Consider the following 14,295-nt stretch of genomic DNA (forward strand, 5'->3'; position numbering starts at 1 on the left):
ACTATCTATGCATCATTTCAATCATTTATCACACAGACTGTAAGTTGGAAGATCTATTTTCCATTATTTTAATGATTTTCCCCCTAACCTTTCCTTCCTCAACACGTACCTGATGGATTCTAAAGGCCACAGGCGATCCCTCCTTAATGAAGTTAACCATGGGAATGGGACAAATAGCATCTAAATTAGGCGCAATATTAACAAAACATGCCCATGGTTTAATACTTCGGACCGTTCCATAAACAACGGTATGTGGTTCAAAATCCTCAATCGTAATGGTCGACGTTTGAACATATTTATTAACAGCTTGGACATTAATTTTAAGGTTATTATTTGCTTTTAAGAAACAGACTTCAAGTTGATCGCCGACCTGATAAATATCAGAAACCGTTGTGTAATCGGCTGCAAAATCACGATTTCTTAAAATAACGGAAATACCTTCAATTGTTAAATAAGCTCCAAAATACGTCAATTTAGTAATCGTTGCTAAATATGGTTTTCCCGTTTCTAATTCTTTAATCAACTGGCGCCTTTTTTGGCGCTTCACCTCAAGGCATGACCCATAGTAAATATTTCGTAAGGAATCGTAACCGATTATCACATACTCAAGCATCTGCCCTCTATAACGATTGAGATTTCCTTTTACCTCATACAGTTCTAAATGTGAACGTAAAACAATAACTTGTTGTCCCTCATGTTCAATCTCAACAGAATCCTCTTCTAAATAATGATCATATCGAACATCCTTTACCTTTCCTGTTTGGACATTGTTTACATCTATTTCTACTGTGAAAACTTTCTTCATTTAATGAATCCCCCCACTTGGTCTAAGTTATCAAAGAAAGCGCTTTATACTTATATTTTATCAGGAAAATCAAAAAAAAGAAATAAAAAAAGATGCCTTTAGCATCTTTTTTCTTGTAGACTCACAGACTCTACTGTCTCATGAGACATTAATTTTTCAACAAAAATAGCCATGGCACCGTCCCCTACCACATTAGTTGCTGTTCCAAAACTATCTTGGGCCGCGTGAAGGGCAATCATAAGAGGCGTTTGTAGGGCACCAAACCCAAGCATAGACTGTAATAATCCAAGAGCAGCCATGACTCCACCTCCTGGAACACCAGGGGCAGCAATCATCATAATACCAAGCATCAAAATAAAGGGAACATAGTGCCCAAGTGTTGGCGTTTGGCCATTCATCAACATGAGCGCCATTGACGTTAATACAATCGTCATCGTATCGCCCGCAATATGAATCGTTGCAGATAGTGGAATCACAAATTCGCAAATATCTGGACGCACACCATTTGATTTCACACAATCAAGCGTAACTGGAATCGTCGCAGCTGACGATTGGGTTCCTGCTGCTGTAATGTAAGCAGGAATCATGTGTTTCAGTAAAGAGAAAGGATTTTTTCCTTTAATTCCCCCCGCTAAAGTATACAAAATAATTAAATAGCCCACCTGAAGTAAAAATAATACAAGATAAACGAGAAGAAAAGATTTTAAGGTGACAAAGATTTCACCACTATAGCTTAATTCTGAAAAAACTGACCCAATGTAGAGTGGGACAAGAGGAATGATGACGTTTTTGATGAGGGCCATCATTAATTCACTAAATTCGGTACATAGTTTCAGTAGTGAACTTTTAGGTTTTGAGGCTAATCCGATCCCTAAAATGAAAGATAATACTAAGGCGCTCATCACGCTCATCAATGCAGGAATATCTAAGGTGAATAGCGGGGTAACTCCCTCGCCCTCTGTCATCAATGTTTCAACATGTTGCGTAAGATGAGGGAGGACAGTACATCCCATAATAAATGCAATGATTCCCGCACTAATCGTTGATAAATAGGCCAATGTAGTTGTCAATAATAATCCCTTTTTAGATTGCTTTCCAAGAGAGGCAATTCCAGGGACGATGAGTCCGATAATAATGAGTGGAATCACAAAGCTTAAAAATGTACTAACTAATTGACGGAAAGTGGCGGTGACAATAATCGGTCCTGCAAAATGGGTCGTGCGACAAATCACCCCTAAACTAATACCAATGAGTAACCAAATAATAATACGTGCAATTAACGGTAACTTTTTCACGTCATCCGCCTCCTTTTTAAATTAAATAAGTACTCTTATTATGGCAGAAAAACACAAAAATTCAAGGGGATTGCACGAAAAAAAAAGAGGGTTATCAATGAAAACCCTTTTTTGGAGGATGAGCAAAATCAGGGAGTTTGATTTCTGGACACAGTAGATTAACAGATCACAGACCCCAACCGTTTGTTCTTAATGAAAAAAGAGACAGACTCGTCTCTTTCTTCCAATACTTATTTAAAAGAATAATCCTATTAACTCATTTCTTTTTTAAGTTGAAGGACCTCATCAAGGGATAATCCTGTTTTAATGGCAATGGTTTGGACATCTAGTACATCCATTAACTGTTTAGCAATTTCGACCTTGTTCTGTTGAATGCCACGTTCAATCCCCTGCTGAATGCCTTGTTGGATTCCTTTTTTCTCCGCATAATGCATTCGATTAAGTCGATCCATCCACTCTTTAAATCTTGCTTCATAATGAAGGCGGTATTTTCGGTCACAACTTAACGCCAATAATTCCTCTTTTGCCTCACGAATTGTTTCATGTTGATGTGCTAACTCATAACTCACACGACTTTCTGGATGCTTAAGAAATTCAATCCAGGCTTCAAGCTGAGTCTTCACTTCACTCACATCTTTGATATCTTTCATTTTCTTTAATTCAATATAATGAATTTCTAGTAAATCAGTTAACTCATCGTTTCGATCACGCTCTTTTAGTCGGTAAGAACTATGATAATCATCGGTATCCATAAGGTTAAAATCAAGGATATTGATACAAATAGTTCGTTCTAACTGATCATAAAAATGCCCGCTTTCTAGTTGCCCAGAAAACAGTCGACTCCAATAAAATAAACTTCGTTCAATCATGTCATTTTCATCTGCTAACTGAACTTCAACATTGACGAGTTCTCCTTTATCCGTTTGAGCCAAGAGGTCAAGAACCCCTACCTTATCTTTTCGATACCTTCTATCGAGTGTTCGATCTTTGAAAGTAATGGATGTAATTGGCTCTTCTGGTGTTAACACCGCATTTAAAAAGGAAATTAAAATCTCAGGTTTTTTTTCATTTCCAAATAATCCTTTAAAAACAAAATCCATGGTTGGAGGTAATAATACAGGTCCCAAATCTTCCTCAACTCCTATCGTGTGGGGGTTTTGACGTTTTATCTCAGTCATTTAAATCGCTCCTATCTGTTATTATAATAAATATTTGGGAATTTTAACATCCTCCCGTTTTAAAATACGCCAAAAATACCTCATTTCCTTTTTCATTTTTAAAATAAAAAAAGGAAGCCCTAGGTGGCTCCCTTGTATCATTAATGATCAATCATAAATTGCAACATTTCAAGTACCTACTCCAACCGTCGTGATACTTCATAACAATCGACCCATTTCCATCATTCAAACTCATCGGGAAGCGGGATGTCGTTTAACTAAACAACGCGCATAAAAAGGCTAAGCGCGCCCCCTTTGAATAATGATCCACGTTTACAGTTCTTTCAGATGCACGATCTGAATTATTTATAAATCAAAAAAAAGAGCACCGACGGCCATTTCGATGCTCTACAAGTAAAAAGGATGTATGATGAGGACATACAAAGTTCTTACCTGTAGTCCACGAGATAACCGGTCGTGGGTAGAAACTAGTTAACCATATCTTAACAATTATACAAGTAAATGTTTCAACTATTTGGAGTAGGAAATGTTTTATCATTTCCGGACTTATATCATATCATAATTTATCATCTAGTGCAAGCCTTTTTCAAAAGAAATGAATAATGCGTGACAAAGAGTCCTTCTTGGCGAAAAATAAAAAAAAGAGGTCGTAAGACCCCTTCAATGGGATTATTTAGTTAACGCTTTTTTAACTGACGCAACTAACTCGTCCAAATCTGCTTGGTTCGGGTGATGAGCTGCTTCAGCTAATACTTCTTTAATCTCCGCGTATAACTCAGGAGCCCCCTCCTTAATGTGTGTCTGCATTTTATCAGTTACCTTTCCAAGGCACATATAGCTTCCAATTAGTTCATTTGATGCTGGAAGATGTGTTTGCGCACTTTCTAAAATCTTTTCATAAAATTCCTTTGTATCGCCAAAGCCAGCCGTTCCAAATAAAAAGACCTTTTTCCCTGACAATTGCTTCATGAAAGCTTGAATATTCGCCCCACAAGAATAACGAGTCGACCAAAATCCAATAAAAATCGTATCAGCCGCTAACGCCTCATCAGATGGCTTCCCACAATAAGTTGCCCCAACCGCCTGTTGAATCGCTTGTGCTAACTGTTCTGTATTTCCTGTCACACTACTATATACAATCGAATAAGTCATTTTAACGTCCTCCCGGATCCCTAATTTCTTTTACTATATCATAAAGAATCTAATTATTCAATAAAAATAGGAATTATTATTATATTTGGAACCTTGATCACTTGAAAGTCGCACCAATAACTGCAAGAAAACAGAACCTAGCTACAACACATAATCATTTGTTTAGAGGTGAACGATTCCAACACGTTTGACGGTCTTCCTCCGTAATCGGACGGATAACTCGACAAGGATTCCCAACTGCCACTGAATGATCAGGAATATCTTTGACAACGACACTACCGCCCCCAATCACAACGTCGCTACCGATTGTTACACCTGGCATCACTTGAACCCCGGCTCCAATCCAAACATTGTCGCCTACTGTAATTGGATATGCATACTCTAGCCCTTGATTTCGACGTTCAAAATCGATCGGGTGACCCGCTGTATGAAACCCGCAGTTTGGGGCAATGAAGACGTTATCTCCAAACGTCACCTTTCCTCCATCTAAAATGACGGTGTTGTGATTGGCAAAGAAATTTTCTCCAACTTCAATATTATAGCCGTAGTCACACCAAAAAGGGGCCATAATGCAAAAGGAATCCCTCGTTTTTCCAAGCAACTTCTTCATCAATTGTTGCTGAGCATCGACATCTGAGGGTAACAACTGGTTATATTGAAAACAAAGATCTTTCGCTACGCTCCGTTCCTCTATCAACTTTTGATCATAATTGGCATCATATAATTGTTGCTGTAACATTTTTTCTTTCTCTGTCATTTCCTCTATCCTCTCTTTTTTATGATTTGTTTTCCTCTTTTTAGCTTAACAAAAATCTATCGTTTTCCCAAGATAGAAACCGATTACCGGCGATTAATAAAATCTCAAACAGGAGCACCCTCCTCGCTGTTTAGCCGGCCACTTTCTACAACTAGGTTTATCTTGCTACTCCCCCCCTCCAGTTATATTTTCTCACTTAATAGAGTTCATGCAAAAAAGGCGTTAAACGAAAAGGATAAAACGCCCCCAACGAATCCCCATTAACTGTTAGAGCACATTCCCCCGATCAGCATTCTATTTTTACGTTTTATCAATAACAGGTATAGCCGTGGGAGACTCCCTGCTCATTCAGTTGTTTTAAATAAAAAATATGTTCTTCTTTTATAAAACCTTCATTATCGGGTATCTTAAATCACATAGAAAGGAGAATGATCATGAAAAAATTACAGTTTTTTATAATCGGTTTCTTGTTATTGATGCGTGGTCTCACTGGGCAAGCCGCGACGACCGATCCGTATCTGATGGAAAAGGATGAACAACAGTTCTTTAACGTCGAATTTGACGATTCCTTTTTCACGATTAAAATGAAAGTGGGAACAGGTGAAATCATCGGCTTTAGTCACATTGCCCATCCAACGAAAAAAATGACGGATCAACAATTTGTCCAAATGTTGCTTGATGGGGTGGAACTCCTTTATGGGAAAGACAGTGAGGCTTACACCTTAAATAAAATAAAATTCATGACACTTCTTAATCATCAAACTTTTCATCGTGCTGACTTTGAGACCTATCAACTGAAAGGCATCCAACCGAGATACGAACTTCATAAAGAGAAAGAACAGTTTATGAATATAACCTTTGACCACTCTGCCTTTGCAATCTCTATTCGGGAAAATGATGGGGAAATTACAGGAACAGGGACTCTTCCCCAACCTCAATCAGGAATGACCGATGAAAAATTGGCCCAAATGATAATTGACTGTGCAGAATTGATTTATGGAAAGGACACGCCCCGATACAACCTAAATAAAGAAAAGTACGTGACCCTACTTCAAGAAGGCGGCATGCATTACTATGACTAGCTCATTTATTTATTAATTTTAGGTGGGACTCTTTTGTTGGTGATGAAGAAAAAGCATCGCCTTCTATATATTTATCATTTCATTATTTAGAGTATTATCTAATTTTTATATTATAGTATTAGTTTATAGACGCTATCTCTCTTTTTATTGATAGGGGTTCAGGTGCAATACGTTAAAAAAAATCCTTAGTTACGGAGCGGCCTCCTCTAACTAAGGATTACATCTTATTCTTTCTGATCGTGTCGGCTTATTCTTCTAGTAATAAAGTATTTTAATTCAAACGACAACATAAACAACGTCGCGACTAAAAATCCGACCATAAAAATATGATTATGAATCGCGAAATAGCCGATATAGGTGACAATGGCCAACAAGTAAATTAAAATCGCGAGGTACCATTTTTCCAACGATTTCGCCGATAGTACGTGTTTTTTAACGGCTTCGTCCTCTTTTACAAGTTCATCGAGCGTTAATCCGAGTTCGTCACTTATGGTTATGAGATGTGATAGATGCGGAATGCATTTTCCTGACTCCCATTTGATGATTAGCTCCTGAGAAACAGCTAACTTTTCGCCTAATTGCTCTACCGATAAACCTAATTCTTCACGGCGCCCCTTAATTTTTTCCCCTAAACTCATACTTAATCCCCCTTTTTTGAGAATCTCAAGTATTAGATACTTCCTTATATTACATTTTATGATTTAAACAGATAAAAAATGCTTTTTTCTCGGCTTTTTATATACATTCAATTATTAGAGTATTATCTAATTTTTATATTATCGAGCGATAAAAATACAGCGTCGGTTGAGCCAAAAAGTCCGACTCCTGCTATGGGTGAAAATTTTCTGCGATTATTCATCATCTGATCGAAGTTTAATGCTTTCGCGCGACGCTTTTTTCCATCACCAAAGGAGTGGAATAAGTTTATATCGCACCCGCTTTTTATATGCCGAATATCCCGTTAACTCCTTTTCAAGCACCTGTTCCTCATTTTTAATTCGCATGACGAGAATAAAGGGATACATCAAAAAAATAACAAAAGAAATGGGTGAACCTAATATGAGTGGAATCGATAAAAACAAAAGGAGCGTGGCACTATACATCGGATGACGAACCATTCCATAAAGTCCATGATCGATGACCTCTTGTCCATCCTGAACTTCTACGACCCGTGATAAATAACGATTTTCTCTTAAAACTTCCGCATACATTCCATAGGCAAACAAAAACAAAATAGCCCCCATCCAAGAAACCCAATCCGGTAACATCACCCCATGCCAACGATAGGTTAACCCTGCGACAATAAATCCCATCGTAAACATCAGCCCACTCAGACGAACCAGCCATCGTTGCTTGACTTGCGTCTCCCGTGCGTTTAACCGATTTCTGAGCAAGTCAGGATTTTTTACCATCAATAAAAGTCCTATCCCTAGCATGGGAATAAATAAAATAGCCATGAGTAGCCAACCTTGCCAATAATGAAACGACCCTGCAGCAAGAAAGAGTAATCCCCCGACCATCAGTACCCCAAAGAAAAATTTCAACCCTGCTTGACAACACAAACTCTTTTTCATACGTCTGCCCCCCTCCAACAAATTCTCTTAAACCTACTACCAATATACGACAAGACTCAACTAAAAATGACCTAAAAACTTGATTCACCTCCTCAAGCTTTTAGGTCACCTGTTCAAATTTATTTAAAACCGATCATTCTTCTTATCCGCTCTTTTTAACGAATAATTCTTATCTTTATTATAATTCAATCACCGAGCTCTGTTTAATCCGTTGAATCGATAAATAAACAGTAATCATAACCGAAATAAAAACGAACAATCAAATAATCATCAATGGCACGATGGGAAGATACCAACTGACATAAAGAAAATGAGATTCTATTAAGATCGCATTCACCATCCGATGCCCCTCTTTCACCACTATTCACGAAATCCGACTCCTCTTGCAGAAAACTCATGATCACTTCACACCAAATCGAAACGAATTAAACTCTTTTTTGACACATCTCCTCCAAGTCATCCAGGCGATGACGGCAGCCCCCAATCCGCCAACACTTGGGACGAGGAAAAGTCCATAAACACCCATGAACTTTGTTAAAACAACCATCAAAAATAACGGAAGCAACACAGACTCCACTAACATGACAACAATCGATGCCGTCGCCTTCTCGATACCAGTTAAAAAACTCCCAACCGTCAAGCTATACCAATTAACTAAATAAGACGGCGCACTTAATAACAAAGCGATTTTCCCCATTTGGATCAGATCACCCTCCGATGTTGAAGAAAACAAACCGACTAAAAAATCTGGAAACATCACCATAATCAATAGCGTCACGATAGAAAGCACAAATCCCACTCGACACGTGAGGTGAAAAAATTGAGTAATCCGTCGGTAATCTTTAGCTCCATAACTATAACTAATGACCGGAAGGATGGAATCGACCATTCCTGATAAAATAGGAAGCATTAAGGCATCGATATACGTCACCACTGAAAATGCCGCAACGGCCACAGGCCCGCCATAATAAAGCAAAAATCCATTCGTAATAATGGCCATAATTGATCCTGAGATATTGCCTAAAAACACGGAACTCCCATTGTAAATCACATATAAAAACTCCTTTACATCGACCTTCGGTTTAGTAAATCTTAAAGCTACCTTCTTCATGATAAACGGATAAAGAAAAATGAGCGTTCCGATCAACATACTTAAGACACTCGCCCAAGCCGCGGTTTCTATTCCTAATTTAAAATAACCGATAAGAAGTGCATCTAATACAATATTAAAAAGAGACACTGCGATATTGACCCACATACTCAGCGTGGCTTTTCCGCATAACCTTAAATAATTATCCAAGGCAAAAAAAGGAGCGATAAAAGGAAACGCCAAAATAAAGACATAAGCAAATTGATAGGCTAACGTCGCAAGTTCTTTATCCTTAATTAAAATAAAAATCAGGTCCTTCGCAAAAAACAAACTCGCAATCATAAACAGACTATCAATCACCAACATTAGTAACAGGGCCATCGAAAAAATATGACTCGCCTCATCCTCTTTTTTTCACCGAGCTTCATCCCTATCTTGACGGATGCACCCGCTGCAATCATATCTCCGACTGCAAACACAATCATGATAATAGGAAAAACAAGGTTAATCGTCGCTAACGCTTTCCCTCCTATCATCTTTCCGACAAACATCCCATCAGCCATCATATAAAGCGACGAAAACAACATACTAAATAATCCGGGAATTGCCAACTTCATAAATAACTTTTTCGGCGGAATTGTTCCAAAAAATTCTTGATTCATCATTCGCCTCCTTTGACATGAGCGCCATAACACTCTATAATGACTATAAAGTATCCCCTTAGGGGAGAGTCAAGGTGATTCTATGAAAAATAACTTATTAACCATTGGAGAATTAGCGAGAAGAACAGGATGTAGCATAAAGGCACTTCGATACTACGATTCAATCGGCCTGCTCCCTCCTACCTACATTGATCCAGATAGCCATTACCGCTACTATACCGTTGAACAAACACGAATGGTCGAGCTCATCCAAATCTGTATTAACTTATCTATTCCCTTAAAAGAAGTCAAAGAATTAATCCTCACAAAAGATCAGACACTTAATTACAAACAATTAATCGAATATGGCAAACAAATGACAGAAGAAAAAATAGCCGCTCTCCAAGAAAACCTAATCGTCTTAAATGATTTACAACATGAAATCGAACGCATTAATAGTTATCGTGACGATGAATCCAAAGTGTTCACCTTTAACGAAACCTACTATTATGCACTCCCGTTAGAGGAAGAAGAAATGAATGATCACTTCTATAAACGCCTTGAGACCATGTTTAACGAATGCTTTCATCAAAACTTATCCATTAAACCCGACTACAGCGTCATTATCCAGCAAAACAACGAGCACGTGAAAAAATTTGTTGCCTGTGAAATCTATCAACACGATTCCCCCCTTCCAAACCTTATCAAAGTGAACAAAGGCCTTTTCATTTGTAAAAAAACAGATTGCCTCCAGTTCAAAGCAATTTGTAAACTGTTTTCAGAGATTGAGGCCGACACCAAGACGATTATAATTAGTCCAGGGTATAACTATAGCCTCTCAAGCCCCTATTTCGAAGTCAAATGTACCCTCTAACCTGCATTTTCGTCTTATCTTCCCTGTGTCGGAGAAAAGAAATCGACCAGATTGCCCCATATGAGTGACTTTACCAAATCCCGTGACCGCCTCGCAAACGATTGCACCTCAATCGAATCGATCCCGTGGCACCCCTGGAATGAAATGTTCCATCTTTAAGATCACACCTCACAGTGACTACAGGCCCCAAGAAGGTGACTTTCAGAAGAGAGATAGAACTTTTTAAAAAATAATCCTAATTTTTTGAATAAATATTATTCTTATAGTCCATAACAATACTGTAAGTGAGATGCTTACACTCTTCCTAAATTTCTCATATAATAAAAAGACGTTCCCCCCCCATGAACGTCTTTTTATTATATATAAGTGCTAATCCTAACCTTTCCTAATGAAGTTAAAGGACCCATTAAATCTCCTATGAGAGCAGGAAGAACTCCCACAGAAAAACTTCTTATTTATTAACGTGGTAACAACTTTTTTAGGTTATTTTCACGAAATTCACAGGGGATAGATACCCTAATTTTTCATTTAATAATTTCACTAATCCGTTTATAAAATACCTAAAAAAGCTATAAAATTTACTCCCATGACATTAGAAATAAAAAATCAACTAACCATTGTAAGAACCATTAGTAGAATACAATACACAACTATATAAGCAACGATAACCATCATCGTTAAAAAGTTTTCTTGAGATGCCCTACGCCGGTAATAAAATTAGACAAGACCTTTATTGGCATCGAAATAAGGGTAGGTGACTCAACTTTCTTTTTATATTCCATCTTCTAAGAAACGCAATTAATACCATCAAATGAATAGTCGCTAAACTTTCTATTCATCCTCCTATTAAAAATCAATCCCCTCAACTGTTGCGACTCCCCACGCAACGATTGAGGGGATTTTCTTTTCCCGCTACTGGAAGACATCTTCCTTAAACATAAAAACTAACCAACAAGCCCACACGCCCCTATCGTGTAGGGCGTCTATGGATTGATGGTTAGTTGAAGTCTTAGTTTGTAGCGGGAGTAAATTTACTGACGGAGACCTGATCCGTTAGTCCTATAAAAATTTAAGGGCATTTTTTATCTCAGAAACATTTTTAAACCGTTGATCTAATTGAGGATTTACCCCCTTCTCCATAAATGCCTTTAACTGAGCGTTCTTGATATTATCAATTTTCGTACTTCCAGTCAGGATAAACGATATCAGCCGACACAGTGCATACGTTTCATGGAGCTTTGTGTACTTATCAAAACCGCACCTTTGCAAATCAGATATATCATTCAACGATCCCTTTATCTCACTATTTAAGCTTGTAAGATTACTATCTGGGATTTTTACTAATCCAAAATCAGCTATCTTAATCACCCTGGTATCCTCATAACATTTAACAAGAATATTAGATAAACTTATATCACGATGGAGAAGGCCCTTAGAATGAATATAATCAAATGCAGCTAAAACTTGCCATATGATTTTCTTTCTTTCATCAAGAGTAAGTTTATTATTATTTTCTTTAATAAACTTTCCAATTGTATAATCAATGTATTCCATTTTATATTCATATTTATCTTCATCAAATTGATAAACCTCAACAATATAGGGCGAGTTTAACTTTTTCATTTCATCAAATTCACGCTTAAATCTCTCTTTTTCTTTTTCATCAAGATTAGTTTTGGTACGCTTCAATACAAAATATTTATTATAATCTGGATCTTTGTATTTAAATACTTTAGCATACGATCCTTCACCAATTAATTTTAATTTATATCTTCTTTCATCTTTAAGTGTAACGTTTTCATTAGATGCTAGTTTAAAAATTGGTTCAATAGAATAAAGTTCTATTCTCCTAAAGTTAGATGGTATAGCACTACCTCCAGTTCGTTGCAAAAAACCATTACAACTCTCGAATAAGTTTTTATAGTACTCATTAACTTCAAAGGCTAAGTTTGATTCCTTTAAATGCAGCTGCAACTCTTCTATTCGCTCTATCCACTCTATTAACTCTCTACTTTGAGCTGCATTATAATGTCCATTCTGTAAACGTTGATTTAAATATGTAAAAAGCTTATTTACCTCATAATGTGATTTAGAAAATAATTTTCTTAATCTTTCACTATCAACACTATTGTATAATTCAATAAATTTTTGGACTCCTTCTACTCCCCATTCCTCTAATTTATTCTGCAAATAATTCTCTACATTCATTTTTTACCCTCCTGGCCACCGGAATTAATAACCTCTTTTTTCCAATAACTATAATCTCTCTCTATAACCTCGGCATATTCAGTTGCCCTATTAATGACCTTATTCAAGTGGTATAAACGGCCCCTATCATTCAAGTTTGGAAGATCTGCCCAAAACTTTAAGTTATCTAAACTACCTGTGAAATACCTATAATTCATTAAATAATCACGGAACTTTTTATTTTTTGTAAGACCAATATTGCTTCCCTTACGATCCAATTCTTCAAATTTACTACTACTATTATGTATAAGTTCGATTAGCTTTGGTAAATCTGATTCCCTACTTGCCGATTTAAGCTCACCATAAACATTTTTGCATTCCGCAAAAATCTTATACTGCTCATTCAATAAAGTATGATCTCCTACATAGTAATCTTCATAAAATTGCCCCATTGTATAGTAATTAGTACTATACGACCACGAATATCCATCGTCTCCCTTCTCTTCTAAAGGCAATGGTATAAACCGCTCATCGGCACTCGGATTAATCCACTGAGCCCGAAGAATCCAATTATATTGAACGTAATCTGCCTCGTTCTTTGCGATATATACCCATACGACATCATTTGAATCGGCATACTGTTTAATGATTAAAGACGCTATCCCTTTAATCTCATCAATCCCAAGATTCTTAGTCAATGTAACGAAAATTGATCCCCTCTTAATATACGGTGTTGAATTATCCTCATCATTTTGAATGATATAACAATCATTTATATTAGGCTTATTTATCGTTCCATATTTTTTTCTCAAATAATCTCCCACAGAAGGTAATTCGGGGTAAATTTTCATTTTATTAATTCCATATTTATAATCCAGTTCATTATGAATAAGCTCTTTATATTCGTATGGGATATGTATGACACTTATCGGATTTAACGTATCAAGAGAAATAAGCTCCCTTTGAATATTTCCATTCAATACTTTATTCCCACAAATGACAAAGGCACCTTTTTGAATAGATAAACGCCTATTAGAATTTTTTAAATCCTCATTCATTTTTACTAGTACAGGGTCCTTAATTAAATCTAAAAATTTCTCTTTAGTGATTGAGGCGCCAAATATCTTTTCATATTCCTGACATAACTGATTCAAATCGTATTCCCTTTGGGAAGCTATTAATGAGAGTGCCTGAACCCGCTCATCCGTTGGTTCAACCCCCTTCAAATCATAAACATAAATATTCGCACCATGCTCACTACCTCTGTCCTCTGTTGCAAAATACAAAGCTATCAACGAATCCGTTGTTACATCAACTAACCGTGTAGGAATATTATAATGTTGTTGCTTCGCCAATTTTTCCAGGGGAGTTTTCAGATCACCTAATTTTTCGGGGGCTAGCACGCATGCATCACAAAAAATATCCCCTTCATGATTCAGGAAATTCCTCTCTCTTGCCACACTAGGAGGCATTTTAACATATTCTGCGGATTGCCCTCGATAATAAAACTCACCAATAACATTTTCTAAACTCTTTATATAAGCTAAATACCCTTTTAGACAATGAATTTCATGTTTATTTACCATAAGTAACCTCCCTTCATAAAACTATTATAGCAAAATCTGATAAAATATATCCAAACAAACATTCGTTTTTTCAA

The 14,295-nt window shown here is 36.9% G+C and carries 13 protein-coding genes, 1 pseudogene and 1 riboswitch; of the genes and pseudogenes, 2 read left to right on the forward strand and 12 right to left on the reverse strand.

Annotated elements, in window-relative coordinates; translation table 11 throughout:
* Positions 1–28 precede the first annotated feature (28 nt).
* The 5 genes from AC6I0I_RS05820 to AC6I0I_RS05840 all read right to left on the reverse strand — a co-directional run bounded on the left by AC6I0I_RS05820 (position 29) and on the right by AC6I0I_RS05840 (position 5,187).
* A complete protein-coding gene (locus AC6I0I_RS05820; protein ID WP_262953420.1) occupies positions 29–805 on the reverse strand; it encodes an RNA-binding protein in 777 nt (258 codons plus the stop codon).
* Positions 806–903: 98 nt separating this feature from the next.
* A complete protein-coding gene (locus AC6I0I_RS05825; RefSeq protein ID WP_262953421.1) occupies positions 904–2,100 on the reverse strand; it encodes a dicarboxylate/amino acid:cation symporter in 1,197 nt (398 codons plus the stop codon).
* Between the two features lie 251 nt (positions 2,101–2,351).
* Complete coding sequence (locus tag AC6I0I_RS05830) at positions 2,352–3,278, reverse strand: Rpn family recombination-promoting nuclease/putative transposase (protein WP_262953422.1); 927 nt, start codon at positions 3,276–3,278, stop codon at positions 2,352–2,354.
* A 415-nt stretch (positions 3,279–3,693) separates the two neighbouring features.
* Positions 3,694–3,795: riboswitch (purine riboswitch) on the reverse strand.
* A 152-nt stretch (positions 3,796–3,947) separates the two neighbouring features.
* Positions 3,948–4,430 carry a flavodoxin family protein gene (locus AC6I0I_RS05835; RefSeq protein WP_262953423.1) on the reverse strand — a complete coding sequence of 161 codons (483 nt, stop codon included), beginning with the start codon at positions 4,428–4,430 and terminating at the stop codon, positions 3,948–3,950.
* A gap of 154 nt (positions 4,431–4,584) precedes the next feature.
* Positions 4,585–5,187, reverse strand: coding sequence for a sugar O-acetyltransferase (locus AC6I0I_RS05840; protein WP_262953424.1), 603 nt, complete (start codon positions 5,185–5,187; stop codon positions 4,585–4,587).
* A 434-nt stretch (positions 5,188–5,621) separates the two neighbouring features.
* Between AC6I0I_RS05840 and AC6I0I_RS05845 the strand changes: the two genes are divergently transcribed.
* Positions 5,622–6,269: a hypothetical protein gene (locus AC6I0I_RS05845; protein ID WP_262953425.1), complete on the forward strand. Its 648-nt coding sequence runs from the start codon at positions 5,622–5,624 to the stop codon at positions 6,267–6,269.
* A 224-nt stretch (positions 6,270–6,493) separates the two neighbouring features.
* Here the strand turns inward: AC6I0I_RS05845 and AC6I0I_RS05850 are convergent, their stop codons facing one another.
* The 5 genes and pseudogenes from AC6I0I_RS05850 to AC6I0I_RS05870 form a co-directional block, all read right to left on the reverse strand.
* Positions 6,494–6,907: a helix-turn-helix domain-containing protein gene (locus AC6I0I_RS05850; RefSeq protein ID WP_262953426.1), complete on the reverse strand. Its 414-nt coding sequence runs from the start codon at positions 6,905–6,907 to the stop codon at positions 6,494–6,496.
* A 264-nt stretch (positions 6,908–7,171) separates the two neighbouring features.
* Positions 7,172–7,843: a methyltransferase family protein gene (locus AC6I0I_RS05855; protein ID WP_262953427.1), complete on the reverse strand. Its 672-nt coding sequence runs from the start codon at positions 7,841–7,843 to the stop codon at positions 7,172–7,174.
* 203 nt (positions 7,844–8,046) lie between these two features.
* Positions 8,047–8,211 carry a hypothetical protein gene (locus AC6I0I_RS05860; protein WP_161831267.1) on the reverse strand — a complete coding sequence of 55 codons (165 nt, stop codon included), beginning with the start codon at positions 8,209–8,211 and terminating at the stop codon, positions 8,047–8,049.
* Between the two features lie 32 nt (positions 8,212–8,243).
* A complete protein-coding gene (locus AC6I0I_RS05865; RefSeq protein WP_411040333.1) occupies positions 8,244–9,101 on the reverse strand; it encodes an MATE family efflux transporter in 858 nt (285 codons plus the stop codon).
* A 12-nt stretch (positions 9,102–9,113) separates the two neighbouring features.
* Positions 9,114–9,598 (reverse strand): annotated as a pseudogene (locus AC6I0I_RS05870) (MATE family efflux transporter); the annotation flags it as partial.
* A gap of 79 nt (positions 9,599–9,677) precedes the next feature.
* Here AC6I0I_RS05870 and AC6I0I_RS05875 point away from each other — a divergent pair.
* A complete protein-coding gene (locus tag AC6I0I_RS05875; protein ID WP_262953430.1) occupies positions 9,678–10,448 on the forward strand; it encodes a MerR family transcriptional regulator in 771 nt (256 codons plus the stop codon).
* Positions 10,449–11,507: 1,059 nt separating this feature from the next.
* Here the strand turns inward: AC6I0I_RS05875 and AC6I0I_RS05880 are convergent.
* A complete protein-coding gene (locus tag AC6I0I_RS05880; protein ID WP_262953431.1) occupies positions 11,508–12,656 on the reverse strand; it encodes a protein kinase domain-containing protein in 1,149 nt (382 codons plus the stop codon).
* On the reverse strand, positions 12,653–14,221 hold the full coding sequence (locus tag AC6I0I_RS05885) for an FRG domain-containing protein (protein ID WP_262953432.1): 1,569 nt from the start codon (positions 14,219–14,221) through the stop codon (positions 12,653–12,655). The genes AC6I0I_RS05880 and AC6I0I_RS05885 overlap by 4 nt, the downstream gene beginning before the upstream one ends.
* Positions 14,222–14,295: the final 74 nt, after the last annotated feature.

Source organism: Turicibacter sp. St.80E1, assembly GCF_059728495.1.